General features: G+C 64.4%; 16 protein-coding genes and 1 pseudogene. 12 read left to right on the plus strand and 5 right to left on the minus strand.

The window, feature by feature from the left end; all coding sequences use genetic code 11:
- The first annotated feature begins 52 nt into the window (after positions 1-52).
- The 4 genes from K3F49_RS21160 (at position 53) to K3F49_RS21175 (ending at position 2,760) form a co-directional block, all read left to right on the plus strand.
- Positions 53-787, plus strand: coding sequence for a glycosyltransferase family 2 protein (locus K3F49_RS21160; protein ID WP_234682878.1), 735 nt, complete (start codon positions 53-55; stop codon positions 785-787).
- Positions 784-1,122, plus strand: coding sequence for a lipid-A-disaccharide synthase N-terminal domain-containing protein (locus K3F49_RS21165; protein ID WP_234682879.1), 339 nt, complete (start codon positions 784-786; stop codon positions 1,120-1,122). The genes K3F49_RS21160 and K3F49_RS21165 overlap by 4 nt, the downstream gene beginning before the upstream one ends.
- 173 nt (positions 1,123-1,295) lie before the next feature.
- Entirely contained in the window at positions 1,296-1,832 is a 537-nt protein-coding gene (locus tag K3F49_RS21170) for a TetR/AcrR family transcriptional regulator (protein ID WP_234682880.1), read from the plus strand.
- A 70-nt stretch (positions 1,833-1,902) separates the two neighbouring features.
- Positions 1,903-2,760 carry a DMT family transporter gene (locus K3F49_RS21175; RefSeq protein WP_234682881.1) on the plus strand — a complete coding sequence of 286 codons (858 nt, stop codon included), beginning with the start codon at positions 1,903-1,905 and terminating at the stop codon, positions 2,758-2,760.
- Here the strand turns inward: K3F49_RS21175 and K3F49_RS21180 are convergent.
- Both K3F49_RS21180 and metC read right to left on the minus strand, forming a co-directional pair.
- On the minus strand, positions 2,757-4,451 hold the full coding sequence (locus K3F49_RS21180) for a Na/Pi cotransporter family protein (RefSeq protein WP_234682882.1): 1,695 nt from the start codon (positions 4,449-4,451) through the stop codon (positions 2,757-2,759). The two genes, K3F49_RS21175 and K3F49_RS21180, sit on opposite strands and share 4 nt — an antisense overlap.
- A 154-nt stretch (positions 4,452-4,605) precedes the next feature.
- A complete protein-coding gene (metC, locus tag K3F49_RS21185; protein ID WP_234682883.1) occupies positions 4,606-5,790 on the minus strand; it encodes a cystathionine beta-lyase in 1,185 nt (394 codons plus the stop codon).
- 386 nt (positions 5,791-6,176) lie between these two features.
- On the opposite strand from metC, the gene K3F49_RS21190 reads away from it, so the two are divergent.
- The 4 genes from K3F49_RS21190 to K3F49_RS21205 are packed head-to-tail and all read left to right on the plus strand — an operon-like array spanning position 6,177 to position 10,692.
- Positions 6,177-7,193 carry an amino acid ABC transporter substrate-binding protein gene (locus tag K3F49_RS21190; protein WP_234682884.1) on the plus strand — a complete coding sequence of 339 codons (1,017 nt, stop codon included), beginning with the start codon at positions 6,177-6,179 and terminating at the stop codon, positions 7,191-7,193.
- Between the two features lie 24 nt (positions 7,194-7,217).
- A complete protein-coding gene (locus K3F49_RS21195; protein WP_234682885.1) occupies positions 7,218-8,423 on the plus strand; it encodes an amino acid ABC transporter permease in 1,206 nt (401 codons plus the stop codon).
- Positions 8,420-9,940: an amino acid ABC transporter permease gene (locus K3F49_RS21200; protein ID WP_234682886.1), complete on the plus strand. Its 1,521-nt coding sequence runs from the start codon at positions 8,420-8,422 to the stop codon at positions 9,938-9,940. The genes K3F49_RS21195 and K3F49_RS21200 overlap by 4 nt, the downstream gene beginning before the upstream one ends.
- 11 nt (positions 9,941-9,951) lie before the next feature.
- Positions 9,952-10,692, plus strand: coding sequence for an amino acid ABC transporter ATP-binding protein (locus K3F49_RS21205; protein ID WP_234682887.1), 741 nt, complete (start codon positions 9,952-9,954; stop codon positions 10,690-10,692).
- 29 nt (positions 10,693-10,721) lie between these two features.
- Here the strand turns inward: K3F49_RS21205 and K3F49_RS21210 are convergent, their stop codons facing one another.
- The 3 genes and pseudogenes from K3F49_RS21210 to K3F49_RS39435 form a co-directional block, all read right to left on the minus strand.
- Positions 10,722-11,756: a cysteine synthase A gene (locus K3F49_RS21210; protein WP_234682888.1), complete on the minus strand. Its 1,035-nt coding sequence runs from the start codon at positions 11,754-11,756 to the stop codon at positions 10,722-10,724.
- Positions 11,757-11,854: 98 nt separating this feature from the next.
- Positions 11,855-13,084: an SAM-dependent methyltransferase gene (locus K3F49_RS21215; RefSeq protein ID WP_234682889.1), complete on the minus strand. Its 1,230-nt coding sequence runs from the start codon at positions 13,082-13,084 to the stop codon at positions 11,855-11,857.
- A gap of 145 nt (positions 13,085-13,229) precedes the next feature.
- Positions 13,230-13,841: pseudogene (locus tag K3F49_RS39435) on the minus strand (FAD-dependent oxidoreductase); the annotation flags it as partial.
- A 349-nt stretch (positions 13,842-14,190) separates the two neighbouring features.
- Between K3F49_RS39435 and K3F49_RS21225 the strand changes: the two are divergent.
- The 4 genes from K3F49_RS21225 to K3F49_RS21240 are packed head-to-tail and all read left to right on the plus strand — an operon-like array spanning position 14,191 to position 23,325.
- On the plus strand, positions 14,191-15,633 hold the full coding sequence (locus K3F49_RS21225) for an efflux transporter outer membrane subunit (protein WP_234683014.1): 1,443 nt from the start codon (positions 14,191-14,193) through the stop codon (positions 15,631-15,633).
- Entirely contained in the window at positions 15,623-17,032 is a 1,410-nt protein-coding gene (locus K3F49_RS21230) for an efflux RND transporter periplasmic adaptor subunit (RefSeq protein WP_234682891.1), read from the plus strand. The genes K3F49_RS21225 and K3F49_RS21230 overlap by 11 nt, the downstream gene beginning before the upstream one ends.
- Before the next feature lie 36 nt (positions 17,033-17,068).
- A complete protein-coding gene (locus K3F49_RS21235) occupies positions 17,069-20,221 on the plus strand; it encodes an efflux RND transporter permease subunit (RefSeq protein ID WP_234682892.1) in 3,153 nt (1,050 codons plus the stop codon).
- Positions 20,221-23,325: an efflux RND transporter permease subunit gene (locus tag K3F49_RS21240; RefSeq protein ID WP_234682893.1), complete on the plus strand. Its 3,105-nt coding sequence runs from the start codon at positions 20,221-20,223 to the stop codon at positions 23,323-23,325. The genes K3F49_RS21235 and K3F49_RS21240 overlap by 1 nt, the downstream gene beginning before the upstream one ends.
- The last annotated feature ends 6 nt before the right edge of the window (positions 23,326-23,331 follow it).

The raw sequence follows: 23,331 nt of genomic DNA on the forward strand, positions 1-23,331 counted from the left end.
CGGGGCTGCCGGTTCCCCAGGTCGCAGGCCAATTCCAACCACGAGCTTCGATTTGTCGTCGTCCCAGCCTTCGGTTTCCATCGTCGTCCCCGTGCGCAACGAAGCCGACAACATTGCGCCCCTGATCGCGGAGATCACGGCCGCGCTCGATGGCCGCTGGGCCTATGAGATCATCTATGTCAACGACGGCTCGACCGATGCGACCGGCGAACGGCTCGCGGCGATCATGGCGCAGCGAGACAATCTGCGGCAGTTGCGTCATTCCAGATCGGGCGGCCAGTCGGCGGCGGTGCGCAGCGGCGTGCGCGCGGCCCGCGGCGCGATCGTGGCGACGCTCGATGGCGACGGCCAGAACAATCCCGCCTTCCTGCCGGACCTGATCGCTGCGGTCGAGAAGGGTGTCAATGTCGGGCTGGTCGCGGGACAGCGCGTCGGGCGCAAGGACACCGGCTTCAAGAAATTTCAGTCGCGGGTTGCGAACAAGATCCGCAATGCGATCCTGCAGGACGGCACGCGCGACACCGGTTGCGGGCTGAAGGCATTCCGGCGCGAGGTCTTCCTGACCATGCCCTATTTCGACGGCCTGCATCGTTTCCTGCCGGCGCTGGTTCGCCGCGAAGGTTTTGACATCGCCTATGTCGACGTGATCGACCGGCCGCGCCATTCAGGCGTGTCCAATTACGGCTTCTTCGACCGGCTATGGATCGGGATCATGGATCTCGCCGGCGTGTGGTGGCTGATCCGCCGCAAGAAGCCGACGCCAGAAGTGACTGAGGTAAAGGCATGATCATTCAATTCGGTCAGGCGTTGCACAACTATTTCTACGACGTCTTCGTCGCCAAGTTCGATTTCTGGCTCGCCTTCGGCCTGGTCGCGCAATTGTTCTTCACCGCGCGCTTCCTGGTGCAGTGGATCGCGAGCGAGCGGGCCGGCAACAGCGTGGTGCCGATGGCGTTCTGGTTCTGCTCGATGGGCGGCGGGCTGATGACGCTGGTCTACGGCATCGTGAAGCGCGAGCCCGTCATCATCCTCGGCCAGGCGCTGGCGACGATCATCTACATCCGCAACATCATGCTGATCATCAAGAACCGCGGCCGGACGTCGGCGACGCAGGACCGCTGACCCAGCACCAGGTTCCGGACTTCTCCCGAAATCGTGTGAGATGTGATCCCAATCGGCTCTTGCGATTTCAAGACCGATCGGTTCATATTTCGGCCATGCGCCGCCCAACCCCAGTGCAACTGCCCCGTGGCCGTCCCCGGAGTTTCGACACGGAAGCCGCTGTCGAACGCGCGATGGATGTGTTCTGGTCGCGCGGCTATCACGCCACGGCGCTGCCGGACCTTCTTCGTGCGACGAAGCTCTCGCGTGGCAGTCTTTACGCCGCTTTCGGTGACAAGCACTCGCTCTTCCTGCGTGCGCTTGATCGCTACATTGCCGATGCAATGACACGGATGGATATCGAGTTCGACCCTTGCGGAGACCCTGTCGACGGCTTGAGGGCCTACCTTGCCGGCTACGTTGACCGCAACAGCGGTGCCAATGGTCGGCGCGGATGCCTGCTGGTAGCCACAGCCATGGAACTGGCTGGCCGTGATGTCGACGTTGATCGTCGCATCGGGAGCTTTTTCAAGGCCATGGAGGCTCGGGTGGCCGCTGCACTTTCCCGTGCGAAGGCAGCGGGCCAACTGGCCGATGGTGTCGAGCCGTCGAGTGCCGCCCGAATTCTCGTCTGTTTCGTCGAGGGCCTGCGGGTGGTCGGTAAGACGGCACCGACGCGGATCATTTCGCAAGCCACTGTTGACGCTTTTCTCGACCGTTTCATCAGGTAGACAAGCCATGGACGCTTCCGCTGTTCGCACGCCTATATCTAGACCGAATGGTCTTGAAAACAACGATGCCATGTCCGCCATTCAGATCATCTGCGCGGTGGCCGTCCCGGTACTCTGGGGATACCAGTTTGTAGCCATCAAGGTCGGCGTTAGGGAGTTTCCGCCGCTCTTCTTCCTCGCACTGCGCTTCCTGGCTATCGCACTGCTGCTTGTTCCGTTCGTCAAGAGACCGACGCGCCAACAGTTCGGTCCTGTCGCCGCCATTTCGGTTTTCCTTGGCGGACTGAACTTCGGGCTGTTCTATGTTGGCCTTGGGCTCGGTTCGGGAAGCTTGTCGGCCGTCGCCTATCAACTCGCTCCGCCCTTCACCGTCCTGTTGGCCTGGCCGCTGCTCGCGGAGAGGCCGTCGCTCATCGCTTCCGCCGGCGTGGTGCTGGCGTTCGTCGGCGTTGTCGTGTTGGCAGCCGGGCCTGGGTTTTCGGGAAACGCTCTGCCGCTGCTGCTCGTCGTTGGTGCCGCTTTTGCGTTCGCGGTGTCCAACGTCCTGACCAAACGCTACGGCCCGTTCGATCCCCTGATGCTGATGGGCTGGTCGTCGCTGCTGACGGTGCCGCAGGTCTTGGTGATGTCGCTGCTGCTCGAATATGGGCAAATGGCGAGCCTCGCCACCGCCGACGGACGCGGCTGGCTGGCGCTCGCCTACACGATCTTCATCGGCGGCATTGTCGGCTTCGGCCTCTGGTTCTGGCTGATCGGGCGTTGCTCGATGGGGCGCGTCGCGCCCTTCGGCCTGCTGCTTCCGGTGTTTGCGCTGATGTCGAGCGTGTTGTTCCTGGGCGAGCGCATGACGCCAAAGCTGATCGTCGGCGGGCTGCTCGCAATCTCCGGTGTCGCCATCACGCAAGTCAAACCGCGCGCCGCGTCTTAGCCCTGGCGCGGCAGCGCCGTGGCACCCGAGACGGGCAGGGCAGCTGCCTCCGTCTCGGTCCGGCGATAGGGCTGGCCTGCCGCATCCAGCACGGGATAAGCGACCGAGCAGATGTGCGAGTGGATGCGGCGCAGATCGCGCAGCACGTCCAGGTGCAGTGATGTGGTCTCGATAGTCTCGGGGCGGCCCTCGCGCAGGCGGTCGAGATGGCGTTCGACGGCGGCGAGTTCGGTATTCTTCAGCGCGGTCTTTTCCACCAGCAGCTTGCGGGCCTCGTTGGCATCGCCCGACATGAACACGCCGAAGGCGATCCGCAGCGAGTCCATCGTGCGCTTGTGGAACGCGGCGAGCTCGTCGGCGCCTTCAGGCGAGAACTGGAAGCGGCGCTTGATCTTCTTGGTGGCAAGCTCGCTCAAATTCTTGTCGATGATGTCGCCGATATGTTCGAGATTGATGGCGAAGGAGATGATCTCCATCGCACGCCTTCCCTCGCTCTCGTCGAGGCTGCCGCGGGTTAGCTTGGTGACGTAGAGCTTGATGGCCTCGTCGAGACTGTCGACCACATTGTCCGTCTTCGAGACCTGGTCGACCAGCGAGCGGTCGCCGGTCATCATCGCCGCCATGACCTTGCGCAGCATGGTTTCGACGAGATCGCCCATGCGCAGCGTCTCGCGGGCGGCATCTGCGAGCGCGAGCGAGGGGCTCTCCAGCGCGGTCTCGTCGAGATAGCGCGGCCGCGCCGGATCGGTCTCCTGCACACGATCAGGCAGGAGCTTCGTCAGCAGCCGCGACATGGTGTCGAGCAGGCCGATGAAGATGACGGCGGTGCCGACGTTGAAGGCGATGTGGAACGCCGCAATCATCTTGGCAAGATCGGGCTGCCAGGCGTGCATGTGGGAAGCGATCGGGCCCAGGAACGGCAGCACCAGCGCAATGCCGATGACGCGATTGGCGAGATTGCCGATCGGCAGGCGATAGCTCGCAGGATCGTCGCGCTTTGCGCCTTCGAACACGGGGTTGATGGCGCTGCCGAGATTGGCCCCGAGCACCAGCGCCAGCGCCGCATCGGGCGCAATGAATTGCGAATAGGCCAGCGACATGATCAGCAGCACGCTGGCGACGCTCGAATGCACCGCCCAGGTGATGAGCGCGGCGATGACGACGCAAAGCATGGGATCGCCGGTGATGGATGACATCACGACGCGCACGCCCGGAGCGTTCTCCGCAGGTGCCAGCGTGTCGAGCAGGATGTGCAGCGACAGCAGCATCAAGCCAAGGCCGATCGCAATACGGCCGATATCCTTGATTCGGGAGCGTGGACCGGAGCGGAAGGCGACGAGGCCGACCACGAACAACACCGGCGCAATTGCCGCGATATTGAACGACAGCGCCTGCACGATCAGCGTCGTGCCGACGTTGGCTCCCAACATGATGGCGAGCGCGGCGACGAGGCTGAGCAGGCCCTCGGCGGCGAAGGAGCTGGTCAGCAGTGCAGTTGCCGTGCTGCTCTGGAGAGCCGCCGTCAGGCCGAGGCCGGCGGCAAAGGCGCTGAAGCGGTTGCCGAGCGCCTTGCCGAGCACGCGTCGCAGGTCGGGGCCAAAGGCGCGCAGGATGCCGCTTTGGACCATGTGCAGGCCCCACAGCAACAGCGCCACGCCGCCCATCAGATCGAGCAGAACCAACGTTCCCATGCTCCATGTCCAGATGAGAGTCGATTGGTGAGGCTAGCGCCAAATGCCAGGGGATCAAACCCTTTGTTGGCGCGTCGGCGTTAACGTTTGCTGCGGCTGTACGTTCCCGCAGGCGCCTTGGCGCGTTCGCAGGCGGGATGCCTTGTGATGAGGCTCACATTGCCGCTGTGAGGGCAGCGAAGCCGCGATCGAGATCGGCCTTGAGATCGTCGGTGCTCTCGAGCCCGATGTGAAGGCGTAGCGTCGGGCCACCGGGCGCCCATTTCGTCGCCGTGCGATAGTCGTTGCAGTCGAAGGGAATCGCGAGGCTCTCGAAGCCACCCCAGGAAAAACCCATGCCGAACAGCTTGAGCGAGTTGAGCATGGTGTCGACGGCCTTCTGCGGCGCCGGTTTCAGCACGATGCTGAACAGGCCGGAGGCGCCGCTGAAGTCGCGCTTCCAGATGGCGTGGCCCGGATCGGTCTCGAGCCCCGGATGCAGAACGCGCGCGACCTCAGGCCTTGCCGCGAGCCAGCGCGCCATGTCGAGGCCGGAGCGATGATGCTGCGCGAGCCGGACTGACAGCGTACGCAGGCCACGCAGCGCCAGAAAGACGTCGTCGGGGCCGGCGCAAACGCCGAGCAGGCGGATGCCTTCGGCAATCTGCGGCCAGGTCTTGGCGTTCGCCGAGATGGTGCCGAACATGATGTCGGAATGGCCGCCGATATATTTGGTGGCCGCCTGCATGCTGATGTCGACGCCCTGCTCGATCGAGCGGTGATAGAGCGGCGTCGCCCAGGTGTTGTCGTCGATGACGAGCACATCGCGCGCATGCGCCAAATGAGCGATGGCGCGAATGTCCGGCATCTCGAACGATTGCGAACCCGGTGCCTCGACCAGTACCGCGCGGGTGTTGGGCTTGAACAGCTTCTCGATGCCGACGCCGATCAGCGGATCGAAATAGGTGGTCTCGATGCCGAGGCGGGCGAGCATGCCGTTGCAGAAATTGCGCGTCGGACGATAGACATTGTCGCAGACCAGGATGTGGTCGCCGGTCTTCAAGACCGCGAGCAGGGTGGTCGAGATCGCCGACAGGCCCGACGGCACGATGCCGACGCCGGCGCATTGAGGCCCCTCCAGCGCCATCAGCGTGTCCTGGAATGCCCGGGTGGTCGGGCTGCCGTGGCGGCCATAGGTGAACTCGCCGCGATGGGCGTGCAGGTCCTCGGCGGTCGGATAGAGCACGGTCGAGCCGTGGAACACGGGCGGATTGACGAACCCCTTCTGCGCCTTGGTGTCGCGGCCGGAGGTGACCAGCCGGGTTTCGGCGTGCTGCTGTGCGGGGTGCGAGGGATCCATGCGTCTGCTTTCAAAAAAGCGTTTCCGCCGGCGCGGATCGCGCGGTCGGAGCGGCCTGGGGCCGCTGACGTTAATAACAGAACACAGAAGAGTCCCGTCAACCCCTTGACCCGGCTCGCCAGTCGTTCTGTGATGCGTAGGTGCTATTCAGTCGCCGCATGTTGAGGGGCCTGCCGCGACCTTCGATCGATCGTCTGACCAGACCTTGCGCCACAGCCACAAGTGCGGGCGCCTGCGGCGAGGATTAAGGTATGGCCTCCCAGGATCGGCGAGTGTTCGGCAAGGTTTTTCCAGCATGACTCTTGCAAGGCTAGCCTGTTTGTAGGGAAAGTCTTGGCAGAGACACCGTTCCCGACCTTGAGATGACTTTGAAAGGCTTGAAGCCCATGAAACGCGTTACCCTGGCTCTCTCTGTTGCACTCGCCGCCGGCCTCTCTGCCCAGGCCGCCGATGCGCAAACGCTCAAGACCGTCAAGGACCGGGGCACGCTGTCCTGCGGCGTCAGCCAGGGCCTGCCCGGCTTCTCCTCGCCCGACGACAAGGGCAACTGGACCGGCCTGGACGTCGACGTCTGCCGGGCCATTGCGGCCGCCATCTTCAACGATCCGACTAAAGTCAAATTCGTGCCGACCTCGGCCAAGGACCGCTTTACCGCGCTGCAGTCCGGCGAGATCGACGTGCTCTCGCGCAACACCACCTGGACTATCTCGCGCGACACCTCGCTCGGCGCCAACTTCACCGGTGTGACTTATTATGACGGGCAGGGCTTCATGGTGAAGAAGTCGCTCAAGGTGAATTCGGCGCTGGAGCTGAACAGCGCCTCGGTCTGCGTGCAGACCGGCACCACCACCGAGCAGAACCTGGCCGACTACTTCAAGGCCAACAACATGAAGTACGAGGTGATCGCGTTCGGCACCAACGACGAAACCGTCAAGGCCTACGAGGCCGGGCGCTGCGACGTCTTCACCACCGACCAGTCGGGCCTCTACGCCAACCGCCTGAAGCTCGCCAATCCCAACGACCACATGGTTCTCCCCGAGATCATCTCCAAGGAGCCGCTCGGCCCGATGGTGCGCCACGGCGACGACCAGTGGTTCGACATCGTGAAATGGACCCTGTTCGCCATGATCACGACCGAAGAGCTCGGCGTGACCTCGAAGAACGTCGACGAGAAAGCCAAGATGGAAAATCCGGAGCTGAAACGCGTGCTCGGCACCGACGGCAATTTCGGCGAACAGCTCGGCCTGACCAAGGATTGGGTGATTCGCATCGTGAAGGCCGTCGGCAATTACGGCGAGGCGTTCGATCGCAACGTCGGCGCGGGCTCGCCGCTCGCCATCAACCGCGGTCTCAACAATCTCTGGAACAAGGGTGGTCTCCAGTACGCGCCGCCGATCCGCTGATCCTTGATCGGCCGGCGCACGGCAATGAGCACCGAAGCTCGTAAACCGCCACTCCAGATCGCGCTGAAGATCAGGCGCCTTCTGGGTGGCAAGGCAGGCTGGAACGGCGTCGCCGTCCAGTTTGCCTTCGCGGCGGTGCTGGGCTGGATCGCCTACGAGATCATCTCGAATGCCCGCGCCAACCTCGAAAACCAGCACATTGCCACCGGCTTCGGCTTCCTTGCGAACAATGCCGGCTTCGACGTCAACCAGACCCTGATCTCCTACACCGGCTCGGACACGTTCCTGCGGGTGTTCGTGGTCGGACTGCTGAACACGCTCGTGGTCTCGGTGGTGGGCATCGTGTTCTCCACATTGATCGGCTTCATCGTCGCGCTGTGCCGGTTGTCGCCGAACTGGCTGCTGTCGCGCGTCGGCGAGATCTATGTCGAGATCATCCGCAACCTGCCGCTGCTGTTCCAGATCCTGTTCTGGTATCTGGCCGTGCTCGCGGCGCTGCCCAATCCACGGCAGAGCATCTCGTTTCTCGGCATCGCCTTCATCAGCAATCGCGGGCTCGTCATTCCGCAGCCGATCGGCCAGGCCGGTCTGGAGCCGTTTCTGGCGGCGCTGGGATTGGGCATCGCCGCGGCGCTGGCGTTGCGCATCTATGCGCGGCGGGCGCTGTTTCAGCGCGGGCAGATGATCCGCATCTGGCCTTATGTGCTGGGCCTCGTCATCGGGCTGCCGCTCGTCACCATGGTGGTGTCCGGTCTGCCCTTTACGGTCGAGCTGCCGCAGCTCAAGGGATTCAATTTCGCCGGCGGCGCGCGCATCATCCCGGAATTCGTGGCGCTGACGCTGGCGCTGTCAACTTACACTGCGGCCTTTATCGCCGAGATCGTGCGCGCAGGCATCCTGTCCGTCCACGCCGGCCAGATGGAGGCGGGGGCCTCGCTCGGCCTCAGCCGTGGCGCCACGCTGCGGCTGATCGTGGTGCCACAGGCGATGCGCGTGATCGTGCCGCCGCTGACCAACCAGTACCTCAACCTCACCAAGAATTCCTCGCTGGCGGTCGCGATCGGCTATCCGGATCTCTTCTCGGTGTGGGCCGGCACGTCGCTCAGCCAGACCGGCCAAGCGATCGAGATCATCACCACGACGATGGGCGTCTACCTCCTGATCTCGCTCATCACCAGCGCCGTCATGAGCGTCTACAGTTGGCGCCTCAGCCGGAGTCTCGGCGCATGACCGACATCACCGCGTCATCCTATGTCCGTGAGGACCTGGTCACTGAGCGTCCCGCGCCGGTGAAGACCACCGGTTTTATCGGCCTGCTGCGCACCCGCCTGCTCAATTCGCCGACCAATATTCTGCTCACGATCGTCGGCGCGCTGCTGCTCTGGTTCACGATCATCCCGTCGGTCAGGTTCCTGATCGTCGATGCGGTCTGGAGCGGCCAGGATCGGACGGCTTGCCTCGCCGAGAACGCCGGATTCACCGTCGGCGCCTGCTGGCCCTACATCCAGGCCAAGCTGCCGCAGTTGATCTACGGTTTCTATCCCGAGGCCGAGCGCTGGCGGGTCAATCTCGCGCTCATCGTGGCGGCGGTCCTGCTGTTGCCGCTGCTGATTCCGCGCCTGCCGGCGAAGGGGCTCAACGCCGGCCTGTTCTTCTTCGCCTTCCCGGTGGTCGCGTTCTTCCTGTTACGTGGCGGCGGCATCCAAGGCTTTGGCGTGAGCTGGACCGCCGGCCTGCTGGAATTGTTCGACGACAGCATCATCAGCGCAGGGCAGGTCCTGCTCAGTCTCAGCAAGACATCGGCCATCGCGCCGCTGCTATGGGTTGTCGGCAATCTCGTCGTGCTGGTCGGCACAGCGATCCATTGGTTGATCTTCCCGCTGACCTGGCTGCGCGACCAGCTCCAGGGGATGGGCCAGTCGGTCTGGGTCGATTTTGCGATCACGACCGCGTTCGTCTCGCTGATCGTCTTTGTCCTCGGCGGCGGCATGCGCAGCGGCGGGCGCGCGCTCGCGTCGAGCATTGCCACCTTCGTCGCCATGGCGATCGTCATTAAGCTGATGGGGCTCGACCACGGCGGGCTGCCGATCGTTGCCACTAACCTCTGGGGTGGCCTGCTGGTGACGCTGGTGGTGTCCGTCACCGGCATCGTCACCTCGCTGCCGATCGGCATTGCGCTCGCGCTCGGCCGGCGCGCCTCGATCCCCCTGATCCGGATTTTTTCGATCGCGTTCATCGAATTCTGGCGCGGCGTGCCGCTGGTCACGGTGCTGTTCTTCGCGACTTACATGCTGCCGCTGTTCCTGCCGGGCAATTTCACCGTCGATGGCCTGGTGCGCGCGCTGATCGGCATCGCGCTGTTCACGGGCGCCTATCAGGCCGAGAATGTCCGCGGCGGCCTCGCTGCGATTCCCCGCGGGCAGAACGAGGCGGCGGCTGCGCTGGGCCTGTCCTGGTGGAAGACGACGTCGCTGATCGTGCTGCCGCAGGCGCTGCGACACGTGATCCCGAACCTCGTCAACAGCTTCATCTCGCTGTTCAAGGACACCTCGCTGGTTTCGATCGTGGCGCTGTTCGACTTGCTCGGCTCGCTGCGGGCGTCGTTCTCGGATCCGAAATGGTCGACGCCGTCGACCGCGTTCACCGGCTTTGCCTTCGCCGGCATCATCTATTTCATTTTCTGCTTTGGAATGTCGCGCTACTCGCTCTTCGTCGAGCGCCGCCTCAACGTCCACCGCCGCAATTGATCGAGGCCATCATGTCCGCTGATCCCATCGTCAACATATCCGGCCTCAACAAATGGTACGGCGATTTTCACGTGCTGCGCGACATCGACCTCGAGGTCAACAAGGGTGAGCGCATCGTGATCTGCGGGCCCTCGGGCTCGGGCAAATCGACGCTGATCCGCTGCATCAATGCGCTGGAGGAATTCCAGGAGGGTGAGATCGTCGTCGACGGCATCGAGCTCGGGCCGAACCTCAAGCATGTCGATGCGGTGCGCCGCGAAGTCGGCATGGTGTTCCAGAGCTTCAATCTGTTTCCGCATCTGACCGTGCTGGACAATTGCACGCTGGCGCCGATCTGGGTGCGCAACATGCCCAAGAAGGACGCCGAGGAGACCGCGATGAAATTCCTGGAGCGGGTCAAGATCCCGCATCAGGCAAACAAGTTCCCCGGCCAGATGTCCGGCGGCCAGCAGCAGCGCGTCGCGATCGCGCGCGCCCTGACGATGAACCCGAAGGTGATGCTGTTCGACGAGCCGACCTCGGCACTCGACCCCGAAATGGTCAAGGAGGTCCTCGACACCATGGTCGACCTCGCGAAAGAGGGAATGACCATGCTGGTCGTGACCCACGAGATGGGCTTCGCCCGCGAGGTCGCCAACCGCGTGGTGTTCATGGACGCCGGCCAGATCATCGAGGCCAACACGCCCAACGAATTCTTCGCGACGCCGCAGCATGCGCGCACGAAGTTGTTCCTGAGCCAGATCCTGCGGTGATCGGTCGGCGAGGGAGCCGAATCAGCTAATCAGACGAACGGCAGCTTGATGTTGCTGCGCTTCTCCAGCCATTCAGGCACCGGCAGGTTCTTGGCGCGCATGAAGTCGGCATTGAACAGCTTTGACTGATAGCGGCTGCCGGAATCGCAGAGAATGGTGACGATGGTCTTGCCGGGTCCGAGCTGCTTGGCGAGCCGCATCGCGCCCACGATGTTGATGCCGGTGGACCCGCCGAGGCACAGGCCTTCGTGCTGCAGCAGCTCGTAGATCACCGTGACGGCTTCGGCATCTGGAATGAGATAGGCGTCATCGACCTTCGCGCTCTCGACAATCGCCGTTTTCCGGCCGAGTCCGATGCCCTCCGTGATGGAGTCACCCGGCGTTGCCTTGGCTTCGCCGGTCCTGAAATATTCAAACATACCGGCGCCGTGCGGATCGGCGCAGGCGATCCGGATGGCCTTGTTCTTCTCTTTCAGATAGCGGCTGATGCCGGCGAGCGTGCCGCCGCTGCCGACCGAGCTGACGAAGCCGTCGACCTTGCCGCCGGTCTGCTCCCAGATCTCGGGGCCGGTCGAGTCGTAATGTGCCTTGGCGTTGTCGAGGTTATTCCACTGGTCGGCGAACAGCACGCCGTTCGGCTCGGTCTTGCGCAGCTCGTCGGCAAGGCGGCGGCCGACATGCTGGTAATTGTTCGGATTGGAATAGGGCAGCGCCGGCGATTCCAGCAACTCGGCGCCGCACAGCTTCAGAAAATCCTTCTTCTCCTGGCTCTGCGTCTCCGGGATCACGATCAGCGTGCGATAGCCGCGCGCGCTCGCCACCACCGCGAGCCCAATGCCGGTGTTGCCGGCGGTCGCTTCCACCACGAGGCCGCCCGGCTTCAGCTCGCCGCGCTTCTCGGCTTCCAAAATCATCCATTTGCCGGCGCGATCCTTGACCGACTGGCCGGGATTCATGAACTCGGCCTTGCCGAGAATAGTGCAGCCGGTCAGTTCGGAGGCGCGCTTGAGTTTGATGAGCGGGGTGTTGCCGATGGCTTCGACAACGTCGTTTTTGATGGTCATGTCAGGCAATTACCGGCTGGATGCGGGAGGTGATCGAGACCCTAAAGTAGGGTCGCCGGGCTTACAAGCGAACCCTTGCAAGGCGAGGACGCGAAGATTTATTGCTGCTTTGCGAAGATGACCTGCCGGACGTCGATATTGCCGGAGAGGAATCCGGCCTCGCAATAGGCGAGGTAGTACTCCCACAACCGTCGGAACCGATCGTCGAAGCCGAGGGGAACGAGACCCGGCCAGGCTGCGCGGAAATTATTTCGCCAGGAGGCAAGCGTCTTGGCATAATCTTGCCCGAAGATGCGCTCGCCGATGACAGGGATGTTGAATCGGTCCCCGAGCGACTTCAGCACCGCAGGCGAGGGCAGCATGCCGCCGGGAAACACATAGCGCTGGATGAAGTCGACCTCGCGCCGGTAGCCCTGAAAAAGCTTGTCCTGGATCGTGATGGCCTGGATGCCGGCCAGTCCGCCCGGCAGCAGCCGGTCGCGCAGCTGGGCAAAATAGCGCGGCCAGAACTGCTCGCCGACAGCCTCGATCATCTCGATCGAGGCGATCCGGTCGTAGCGATCCCGCTCGTCGCGATAATCTTGCAGCCGGATCTCGACCTGCTCGGCGAGACCCGCCTCGTGGATGCGCTTCTGCGCAAAGTCGCGCTGCTCGGTCGAGATTGTGAGGCCGACGACGCGTGCGCCGAATGTCTTGGCGGCGAATTCGGCGAAGCCGCCCCAGCCGCAGCCGATCTCGAGCAGCTTCTGGCCGGGCTTCAGGTCGAGCGCCTCGGCGAGGCGGCGATATTTGTTGGTCTGCGCGGCCGTGAGGTCCGTGGTGTTCTCGTCGAACAGCGCCGACGAATAGGTCATGCTCGGATCGAGCCAGGCCGAGTAGAACGCATTGCCGATGTCGTAATGGGCGTGGATGTTGCGCCGGGCCTGGCGGCGCGTGTTGCGGTTGAACCAGTGCTGCACCGTCTGCACGAACCGCATCAGCGGCTTGTCGCGCAGCATGGCCTGGATCAAATCGTGGTTCACGCAGAACAGGTAGAGAAACTGGGTGAGGTCCGGCGTATCCCAATCGCCGGCGAGATAGGCTTCCGCGATGCCGATATCGCCGCCATTGATCAGGCGCGCGGCGACGCTGTGATTGTGCAGGCGCATCGCTGCCTTCGGGCCCGGCTCGTGTCCGCCGAGCCGGATCAAGCGCCCGTCCGGCAGCGTGACATCGAGCGTTCCGCGCCTGAGCCGGGAGCCGAAGGCAACCGCGAGGCGGACGACGCGTGGAAGGTCTGCGAGCGTTGTCTCCACATTCTCGGGCGACACCGAGATGGCATTCGACATCGGAAAATCCATCAATTGAACGGATACTGTCCGACCACGAGCCAGCCGCGCCCAACTCTCCCTTTCGCCACACCCGAGCGCGCCGTGTCTGCGGTCAGCGAGTGGTAATATAGGTGCGAGATTTGCCGGCCGCCAAGATGGTTTCGCCATTACGCTGCTCTGCGGCATGCCAGTGCAGGAAATTCCACGACGCCCAGGCGTGCCGCCGCTTCGGCATCAGTCTGACGTCGCGATGCAGATAGACCTCGTTCGGGGAATAGCCGATCGCGCCGAGGATCTCGCGCTCGCGCGGTCTGCATCGGACAGCATCGCGAGCGCCTGGTCGCTATGGGTGGCGACAACAACATGGTCGAACGTCTCGCGCTGGCCGTGGCTGTCATGGACGACGACGCCATGAGTGGTCCGCTCGATCGACGTGACGGCGCAGCCGAGCCGGATGCGGTCCCTGAACGTGGCCTGGAGCCGCTCGACAGAGTGCTGACTGCCGCCCATGACCGTGCGCCAGACTGGCCGGTCGTAGCGCAGCAGGCGATGGTTGTCGAAGAAGGTGACTAAATTCTCGGCAGGGGAATCGAGCATTTCGCTTGCGGGGGCCGACCAGATCGCTTGCACCCATCGGGGCGAGATAGTCGGTCAGGAGGCGTCTGGAGAACTTTCGTTGATGGAAATAGTCGCCGAGCGTCAGCCCGCTCAGGCGGCCGCCGCGCAAATCGTCGACGCTTTACCGGCTGAATTTCGGGATCTCCGCGAGCATCCAGCGGCTTTGGTGCAACTGTGGCTGCAATATCACATGAATTCTTGGTAAGCTTGTTTGTGTTTCCGGACGCTTCGAAAGTGGAAGAAACCTTTGCAGGACAGGCACATCTTTCATTTCGATGGTCTTGTCATCGTCGCCATCGGCTGTGCGTTTCGCAGGTGCGGGACTGTCCCGCAGTTCCGTGCCCGGCTAGGATGGTTTTCAGGTTCCGCAGAAAGCATCACGCGGTGAACGAGTTACACAATGGCCTCCAGCCGTCCGCCCGCGAATCGGCTAGTCCGTCCGCGCGGTGGCGGCGTGATCTGCCCGGCAGGGGGTTGAAGTGACACAGCGGGTTCCGGCCGTCGCCATGCGGCAATTGTTCGGGTCTGCGTCCCGGACGCTGCGTGCGGTCGCCGTATTGTGCCTGGCGTCGAGCTCGGGCGCCTGCGTCCTGACCCAGGACCTTCCCGATCCCGCGCTCGATGTGCCCGCGCAATACAAATACGCCGGCAAGGCGGACGCGCCGCCGGCGCTGGATTGGTGGCGCGGATTCCGCTCGTCGGAGCTGACGCAGCTGATGGAAGAGGCGCAGACCGTCAACCTCGACATCGCTGCCGCAGTCTCGCGGATCGTCGAGGCCGACGCCCAGGCGCGCCAGGCGGGCGCGGCGCTGTTGCCCAGCCTGTCGGGAAGCGGGTCGGAGACGTATTCGCGCACGTCCGGCTCGAGCGCGTCGGGCCTGACCAATGGCGGCCGTGAAGTCGTCAACTATTCCTCGTCGCTGAGCGCCAGCTACCAGCTCGATTTCTGGGGCCAGAACCGCGACGCCCTGCAAACGGCGGAGGAGACCGCCAACGCCAACCGCTTCGACCGCGACACCGTCGCGCTGACGACGCTCGCAGCCGTCGCCAATGCCTATTTCCAGGTGCTGTCGTCGCAGGATCGCCTGCGCACCGCCCAGCGCAATATCGCGAGCGCCCAGCGCATCCTCGATGCCATCCGCGAGCGCCGCAAGGCCGGCACCGGGACCGATCTCGATGTCGCTCAGCAGGAAAGCGTGCTGGCCAACCAGAAGGCGCTGGTGCCGCCGCTGCGCCAGACGCTCGACCAGAACACCAATGCGCTGGCGGTACTGGTGTCGCGGCCGCCGGAGAGTGTGCGCGTCGCAGGCGGCTCGCTGGATAGGATCGCGATCCCGCGCGTCACGCCCGGCCTGCCGTCGGAGCTTCTGACGCAGCGGCCGGATATCCGCCGGCAGGAGGCACAGCTCGCCTCGGCGACCGCGAACATCGGCAATGCCCGCGCGCAGTTCTTCCCAACCATCCAGCTCACCGGCAATGGCGGTTATCAGAGCTCGGCGCTGGTTTCGCTGTTCCAGCCCCATGCGGCGTTCTTCCAGCTCGTCGGCAGCGCGACGCAGCCGATCTTCGACGGCGGCAAGATCCTCGGCAATTTCGAATACGCCAAGGCGCGGCAGGAGGAGTTGCTCCAGACCTACCGCAAGACCATCGTCCAGTCATTTGCCGACGTCGACAATGCGCTGTTCTCGATCAAGCAGACCACGATCAAGCTGCAATTGCAGCGCGATGTCGTTACCTCCTCGAAGCGCGCCTTCGATCTCGCCGAGCAGCAATTGCGCGCCGGCACCGCCGACATCGTGACCGTGCTGAACGTCCAGCAGACACTATTTCAGGCGGAAGATGCGTTGTGGCAGGCCCAGCTCGCACGCCTTCTTGCCATCGTCAGCCTTTATCAGGCGCTCGGCGGCGGCTGGGAGCCGCGAATGGAGAAACCGGTCAATGCTCTTTAAGCCGGACACGAACCAGGACGCGAAACAGGGGACGGCGAAAAAGTCGCGCGGCCGCGGCTTCGTCATGACCCTGATCACGCTCGCGATCCTCGGCGGCCTCGGCTATCTCGGCTGGACCGTGATGCACCAGCAGCCGCAGCAGCAGGGCAACGGCCGCAACCAGCGGCCCGATCTGCCGGTGCCGGTGCTGGCGGCGACGCCCAAGGTCCAGGACGTGCCTGTCTATCTCGACGGCGTCGGCGCGATCCGTGCGCTCAACACCGTCACCGTGCGCTCGCAGGTCGACGGCAAGCTGATCGCGGTGAAGTTCACGGAAGGCCAGGACGTCAAGAAGGGCGACGTGCTCGGCGAGATCGACCCTGCGCTCTACCAGGCGGCCTATGACCAGGCCGTCGCCAAGAAGGCGCAGGACGAAGCCCAGCTCGCCAACCAGCGCATCGACCTGACCCGCTACGAGCAGCTCGCGGCCTCAAATGCGGGCTCGAAACAACAGGCCGACACCCAGCGCGCCGCAGTCGCGCAGACCGAGGCGCTGGTCAAGGCCGACCAGGCCGCGATCGACAATGCGGCTGCGACGCTGAGCTACACCAAGATCGTGGCGCCGTTGTCGGGCCGCGCCGGCCTGCGTCAGGTCGACCAGGGCAACATCATCCACGCCGCCGACACCACCGGCCTCGTCGTCATCACCCAATTGCAGCCGATCGCAGTGTGGTTCAGCCTGCCGCAGCAGCAGATCATGCGGGTCAATGCCGCCGCCGCCAAAGGCGCGCTGGCGGTCGACGTGTTCGGCAATGACGGCGTCACCGTGATCGACACCGGCAAGCTTACCGGCATCGACAACCAGGTCGACCAGACCACCGGGACGCTCAAGCTCAAGGCCGAATTCCCCAACGCCAATTACCAGCTCTGGCCGGGTCAGTTCGTCAATGTCCGCCTCAAGGTCGAGACGTTGTCGCAGGCGCTGGTGGTGCCGACATCGGCGGTGCAGCGCGGACCGATCGGCACGTTCAGCTACGTCATCGGCGAGGGCGACATCGTCTCGGCCAAGCCGGTGACGGTGACGCAGCAGAACGAGCATGACGCGGTCATTGCGAGCGGCCTGACGGCGAACGACAAGGTCGTCACCACGGGCTTTGCCAATCTGTCTGACGGCTCCAAGGTCATCATCGGCCGCGACGAGCAGACGCCGTCGGCCGACCTCGCTCCGCGCAAGCGCACGCGTGCACCGGACGGCCAGAAGAAGGACGGACAGGCCAAGGAGGGCCAGAAGGACGGACAGGGCAAGGACGGCGATTTCCGCGCGAAGCGGAAGAGCAGTGAGGGCGACCAGAAGGGCCAGACCGGTCCGGCGCCGGGGCCGGGGGCTCAACCATCGGGACCTGGAGCCAAGCAGCCATGACCCCGACAACAGCCGCCTGAGCGGCAGGCGCATCTCATGGGTGTCTCTGAACCCTTCATCCGCCGGCCGATCGCAACCTCTCTGCTCGGCATTGCGCTGCTGATTGGCGGCGCGCTCGGCTATTTCGCGCTGCCGGTCTCCGCGCTGCCGCAGGTCGATTTCCCGACCGTGCAGGTGTCGACGCAGCTGCCGGGCGCGAGCCCCGACGTGATCGCCTCGCTGATTACCGCGCCACTGGAGCGGCAGCTGGGCCAGATCCCGTCGCTGACCGCGATGAATTCGACGAGCTCGTTCGGCGTCAGCCAGATCTCGCTGCAGTTCGACCTCAATCGCGACATCGACGGCGCGACCCAGGACGTGCAGGCCGCGATCAATGCGGCCGCAGGCGTCTTGCCCAAGACGCTGCCTTATCCGCCGACCTACGCCAAGGTGAACCCGGCGGACGCGCCGGTGATGACGCTGGCGCTGCGCTCGGATACGATCTCGCTGCGGGCGATGAGCGACATCGCCGACACGCTGCTGGCGCAGCGGCTCAGCCAGATTTCCGGCGTCGGTCGGGTCACCGTGCTCGGCGGGCTGAAGCCGGCCGTGCGCATCCAGGCCGATCTGGCGCGGCTGGCTGCCTACGGCATTGCCATGGAGGATTTGCGCGCCGCGATCGCGAACGCCAACGTCTCCGGTCCCAAGGGCTCGCTCGACGGCGCGCAGCAATCCTACATCATCGCCGCCAACGACCAGATCGCCGCCGCCGACGCCTACAGGCCGATCATCATCGCCTATCGCAACGGTTCGCCGGTGACGATCGGCGACGTCGCCCAGATCGTCGACGGGCTCGAAAACGACCGCACCGGCGGCTGGTACCAGGGCACACCCGCTGTCATCATCGACATCCAGCGCCAGCCCGGCGCCAACGTCATCGACGTCGTCAGCCAGATCCGGGCCGAGATCCCGAAAGTCCAGCGCGCTATACCGGCCGGCGTGCGCCTGACCATCGTCTCCGACCGCACCGTCACCATTCGCGCCTCCGTCCATGACGTGCAGTTCACACTGATCCTCAGCGTCGTGCTGGTGACGCTGGTGGTGCTCTTGTTCCTGCGCTCGCTGCGGGCGACGCTGATCGCCGGCGTGGCGTTGCCGCTGTCGCTGATCACGAGCTTCGGCATCATGTATTTTGCCGGCTTCAGCCTCGACAATCTGTCGCTGATGGCGCTCACGATCGGCACCGGCTTCGTGGTCGACGACGCCATCGTCATGATCGAGAACATCGTGCGCCATATGGAAAATGGCGACAGCGCAATGACTGCCTCGCTCAAGGGCGCGAGCGAAATCGGCTTCACCGTGATCTCGCTGACGGTGTCGCTGATCGCGGTGTTCATCCCGCTGTTGTTCATGTCGGGCCTGGTCGGCCGCATGTTCCGCGAATTCGCGCTGACCTTGACGATCGCGGTCGTGACCTCGGCCGTAGTGTCGCTGACACTGACGCCGATGATGTGCTCGCGGCTGCTCAAGCACGCCCATGAGGAGTTCGCGGTGCCGGGGCTGGCCGCCGTCAGCCGCTTCATCGATCGCACCGTCGAGTTCTACCACCGCACGCTGCTGGTAGTATTGCGGCATCAGCGCACGACGCTGGTCGTGACGTTTGCGACGCTGATCGCGACCCTGGTGCTCTATGTCGTCGCACCCAAGGGTTTTCTGCCGCTGCAGGACACCGCCTCGATCACGGCGGTGACGGAGGCGGGGCCTGATGTCTCTTTTGCGGAGATGCAGAAGCGACAGGCCGCGGCCGCCGATGCCATCAAGGCCGACCCTGACGTGACCGGCGTGGTCTCGGTGATCGGCGCGGGCTCGGTCAATCCGACCACCAATGTCGGCCGTCTCGTCATGAGCCTGACGCCTCGCGGCGAGCGGCGCGACGATGTCAGCGCGGTCATTACGCGGCTGAAGGAGAAGGTCTCCGGCATCCCCGGCATGACCGTCTACTTCCAGCCGGTGCAGGACGTGCAGATATCGACCCAGTCGAGCCGGTCGCAATACCAGTACACGTTGACCGGCACGGACGCGACGCTGGTGTCGGAATGGGCCAAAAAGCTCGTCGACGAGATGCGGCGCGATCCGTTGTTCCGCGACGTCTCCTCGGAGGCGCAGGAAGGCGGCCTGCGCGCGCAGCTCGACGTCGACCGCACCCGTGCCGGCCAGCTCGGCGTCAGCCTGCAAGCCATCACCGATACGCTGAACGATGCGTTTGCACAGCGGCAGATCTCGACCATCTACGGCCAGGCCAACCAGTACCGCGTGGTGCTCGAGGCGCTGCCGATGTACCAGCGCGATCCCTCGATCCTGTCAAAGCTGTACCTGCCGGGCGGTGCCAGCAGCTCCGTCGTTGGCGCGCCCAATGCTCAGGTGCCGCTCGACGCGGTGGCGACGCTGAAGCGCACCACGGCGCCGCTCGCGATCTCGCACCAGGCGCAATTCCCGGCGATCTCGCTGAGCTTCAACCTCGCGCCCGGTGCGGCGCTTGGCGATGCAGTCCAGGCCGTGAAGGCGATTGAGACCCGGATCGAGATGCCGAACAGCATTGTCGGCGTCTATGCCGGCGACGCCGCCGAGTTCGCCAAGGCGCTTGCCGGCCAGCCCTGGCTGTTGCTCGCCGCCGTGATCACGATCTACATCGTGCTGGGCGTGCTCTACGAGAGCTACATCCACCCGATCACGATCCTCTCGACGCTTCCCTCGGCCGGCGTCGGCGCGATCCTGGCGCTGATCCTGTGCGGGCAGGACCTCTCGGTCATCGGTCTGATCGGCATCATCCTGTTGATGGGCATCGTCAAGAAGAACGCGATCATGATGATCGACTTCGCGCTCGAGGCCGAGCGCGGGCAGGGCATGCCGGCGCATGAGGCGATTGTGCAGGCGTGTCTGCTGCGCTTCCGCCCGATCATGATGACGACGCTGGCCGCGCTGTTCGGCGCGCTGCCGCTGGCGATCGAGAGCGGCACCGGCGCCGAGCTGCGCTTTCCGCTCGGCATCTCCATCATCGGTGGCCTGCTGCTGAGCCAGTTGCTGACGCTCTACACCACGCCGGTGATCTACCTTGCGCTCGACCGCATCAACCGCCGGCTCGAGCAGGCGCTGCCGCCGCCGGAGCCCGACGCGCCGCCGACGGCCGGCGCGACCGAGGGGATGCAGTGATGGCATCGATCTCGGAGCCCTTCATCCGCCGCCCCGTCGCGACCACGCTGCTGTCGATCGGGCTGTTCCTGCTGGGGGGCGTCGCCTACGAGTTCCTGCCCGTCGCGTCCGTTCCGAATGTCGACTTTCCCGCCATCTTCGTCTCGGCAAGCCGTCCTGGCGCCGACCCTTCCGTGATGGCCGCAACCGTCGCCGCGCCGCTGGAACGGCGGCTCGGCGAAATCGCTGGCATCAATCAGATCACCTCGACGTCATCGCTCGGTACGGCGAACATCCAGCTTCAGTTCGACATCGGCCGCAACATCGACAAGGCCGCGCGTGACGTGCAGGCCGCCATCAATGCGGCGCTGGTCGATTTGCCGAGCGACCTGCCGGCGCTGCCGCGCTTCCGCAAGGCCAATACGGCCGGCGCACCGGTCTTCGTTTTGGCGCTGACCTCCAAGACGCTGTCCGCCAGCGCCATCTACGACGTCGCCGATACCGTGCTGGCGCAGCGCATATCGCAGGTGCCGGGCGTGGGCGACGTGACGGTGTCGGGCGCGGACCAGCCGGCGGTGCGGATCCAGCTCAACCCGGTCGCGCTGTCGAATGCGGGGATCGCGACCGATGACGTGCGGACCGCCATCGTCAACGCCAACCCGCTCGGTCCGGTCGGCATCTTCAACGGCGAGCGCCAGAGCGAGACGCTGTCGCTGAACAAGCAGATGCGCACGGCCAAGGAATTCCGCGATATCGTCATCAAGAGCTCGAACGGCAATTTCGTGCGGCTCTCCGACGTCGCCGACATCGAGGACAGCGTCCGCAACGCGCGCTCGATCGCCTGGTTCAACAAGCAGCCGGCGGTGCTGATCCAGATCACCAAGCAGGGCGACGCCAACGTGATCGACACCGTCGACCGGGTGAAGGCGCTGATCCCCGCGCTGAAGCAGTGGATCCCGGCCGGCGTCGATGTCTCCACCCTGGTCGACCGCACCAGCACGATCCGCGCCAGCGTGATGGACATGCAGTGGACGCTGCTCGCGACCGCTATTCTCGTGATGGTCGTGGTGTTCGTGTTCCTGCGCCGCCTGACGCCGACGATCGCGGCCGGCATCTCGGTGCCGCTGGCGCTGGCCGGAACCTGCGCGGGGATGTGGGTCGCCGGCTTTTCGATCGACAATCTGTCGCTGATGGCGCTGGCGATCTCGGTCGGTTTCGTGGTCGACGATGCCATCGTCATGATCGAGAACATGTTCCGCAATCTCGAACACGGCATGCGGCCGATGCAGGCGGCGCTGGAGGGCGCTAGGCAAATCGGCTTCACCGTGGTCTCGATCAGCCTGTCGCTGATCGCGGCATTCACGCCGCTGATCTTCATGGACGGCATCGTCGGCCGTCTGCTCCGCGAATTCTCGCTGACGCTGACCTTCGCAATCGTGGTCTCGACCCTGGTGTCGCTGACGGTCACGCCGATGATCTGCGCCCATTACATCCGGCAAACCACGTCGGGCTCCGCGACGCTGTTCGACCGCCTGATCGAAGGCTCGCTGTCGCGGGTCGTCTCGTTCTACGCACGCACCTTGCGCGCGGTGCTCGAATTCCCGTTGCTGACGCTGCTGGTGTTCTTCGCCACCATCGGCCTGACGGTGATGCTCTACATCAAGGTGCCCAAGGGCTATTTCCCGACGGATGATTCCGGCTTCGTCATCGGCGCGACGCGCGCCTCGGCCGACATCTCCTTCCAGTCGATGCTGACGCTGCAGCAGCGGCTCGCCGACATTGTGATGCAGGATCCGGCCGTGGCCGGCATCGGCTCGACCGTCGGCAACGGAGGTGGGCCGGGAGGCGCGACCTCGAACCGCGGCACCATGTTCATCAGCCTGAAGCCGCCGGAAGAACGCGACCACGTCTCGACCCAGGTCGTGATCGACCGGTTGCGGAAAGCACTGTTTCCCGTGCCCGGCATCCGCCTCTTCATGTTCGCCGCCCAGGACGTCCGCGCCGGCGGCCGGCAGAGCGATTCCAACTTCCAGTATACGCTATCGAGCACCGACCTCGACCTGCTTCAGAAGTGGGCGCCGATCGTGGCCAAGCGGATGGAGACGGTCGAGGGCATCACCGACATTTCCAGCGACCGCGATCCCGGCGGACTTCAGCTGACATTGAACATCGATCGCCAGAAAGCAGCAGCGCTCGGTGTCAAGGTTCAGGACATCGACAATGCCCTGAACAACGCCTTCTCCCAGCGCCAGATTTCGATCATCTACACCCAGCGCAACCAGTACATGACCGTGCTGGAGATCGATCCGAAATTCCAGGTCGATCCGTCCAATCTCGAGCGCATCTATGTCGCCGGCTCAGGCGACGTGCAGGTGCCGCTGTCCACCGTGGTGCATGCGACGCGAGGGCTTGCTGCGCTTGCGGTCTATCATTCGCAGTCGGTGCCCTCGACCACAGTGTCGTTCAACACCATGCCCAATGTGGAGCTGCAGGCAGCCACCCAGAACATCCAGCGTGCGGTCGACGAATTGCACATGCCCGAAGGCATCCGCGGCAGCTTTGACGGCAATGCCGGCGATTTCGCCAAGACCAGCGGGCGTCAACCACTCCTGATCCTCGGCGCGCTGGTGGCGATGTATATCGTGCTCGGCGTGCTCTATGAGAGCCTCGCCCATCCGCTCACGATCATCTCGACGCTGCCCTCGGCCGGCCTCGGCGCGCTGCTCGCGCTCCAGATCACCAACACGCCGCTGACGGTGATCGCCTTCGTCGGCATCATCCTGTTGATCGGCATCGTCAAGAAGAACGGCATTATGATGGTCGACTTCGCGCTCGATGCAGAGCGCCAGCGTGGCCTGTCCTCGGCGGAAGCGATCTTCGAGGCCTGCCAGGCGCGGTTCCGCCCGATCCTGATGACGACCATGGCGGCGCTGTTCGCCGGCATTCCGCTGGTGATCGCGACCGGTCCGGGCACGGAGTTGCGCCGCCCGCTCGGCATCACCATCATCGGCGGCCTGTTCGTCTCGCAGATCCTGACGCTCTACACCACGCCCGTGATCTACCTCTTGATCGACCGCCTGCGCCGGCGGTCCGAGCCGCAGCCACTCGCGGCGCCGGCGGAATAGGTTGTT

The sequence above is a fragment of the Bradyrhizobium monzae genome (genome assembly GCF_021458635.1).
Taxonomy (GTDB): domain Bacteria; phylum Pseudomonadota; class Alphaproteobacteria; order Rhizobiales; family Xanthobacteraceae; genus Bradyrhizobium.

Bases quoted from the DNA above. Each gene is read 5' to 3' on its own strand.
- K3F49_RS21190 (WP_234682884.1), top strand. From the start codon at position 6,177: ATGAAACGCGTTACCCTGGCTCTCTCTGTTGCACTCGCCGCCGGCCTC.
- K3F49_RS21195 (WP_234682885.1), top strand. From the start codon at position 7,218: ATGAGCACCGAAGCTCGTAAACCGCCACTCCAGATCGCGCTGAAGATC.
- K3F49_RS21205 (WP_234682887.1), top strand. From the start codon at position 9,952: ATGTCCGCTGATCCCATCGTCAACATATCCGGCCTCAACAAATGGTAC.
- K3F49_RS21240 (WP_234682893.1), top strand. From the start codon at position 20,221: ATGGCATCGATCTCGGAGCCCTTCATCCGCCGCCCCGTCGCGACCACG.
- K3F49_RS21200 (WP_234682886.1), top strand. From the start codon at position 8,420: ATGACCGACATCACCGCGTCATCCTATGTCCGTGAGGACCTGGTCACT.
- K3F49_RS21225 (WP_234683014.1), top strand. From the start codon at position 14,191: ATGCGGCAATTGTTCGGGTCTGCGTCCCGGACGCTGCGTGCGGTCGCC.
- K3F49_RS21230 (WP_234682891.1), top strand. From the start codon at position 15,623: ATGCTCTTTAAGCCGGACACGAACCAGGACGCGAAACAGGGGACGGCG.
- K3F49_RS21215 (WP_234682889.1), bottom strand. From the start codon at position 13,084: ATGTCGAATGCCATCTCGGTGTCGCCCGAGAATGTGGAGACAACGCTC.
- K3F49_RS21180 (WP_234682882.1), bottom strand. From the start codon at position 4,451: ATGGGAACGTTGGTTCTGCTCGATCTGATGGGCGGCGTGGCGCTGTTG.
- K3F49_RS21175 (WP_234682881.1), top strand. From the start codon at position 1,903: ATGTCCGCCATTCAGATCATCTGCGCGGTGGCCGTCCCGGTACTCTGG.
- K3F49_RS21170 (WP_234682880.1), top strand. From the start codon at position 1,296: ATGGATGTGTTCTGGTCGCGCGGCTATCACGCCACGGCGCTGCCGGAC.
- K3F49_RS21210 (WP_234682888.1), bottom strand. From the start codon at position 11,756: ATGACCATCAAAAACGACGTTGTCGAAGCCATCGGCAACACCCCGCTC.
- K3F49_RS21165 (WP_234682879.1), top strand. From the start codon at position 784: ATGATCATTCAATTCGGTCAGGCGTTGCACAACTATTTCTACGACGTC.
- metC (WP_234682883.1), bottom strand. From the start codon at position 5,790: ATGGATCCCTCGCACCCCGCACAGCAGCACGCCGAAACCCGGCTGGTC.
- K3F49_RS21235 (WP_234682892.1), top strand. From the start codon at position 17,069: ATGGGTGTCTCTGAACCCTTCATCCGCCGGCCGATCGCAACCTCTCTG.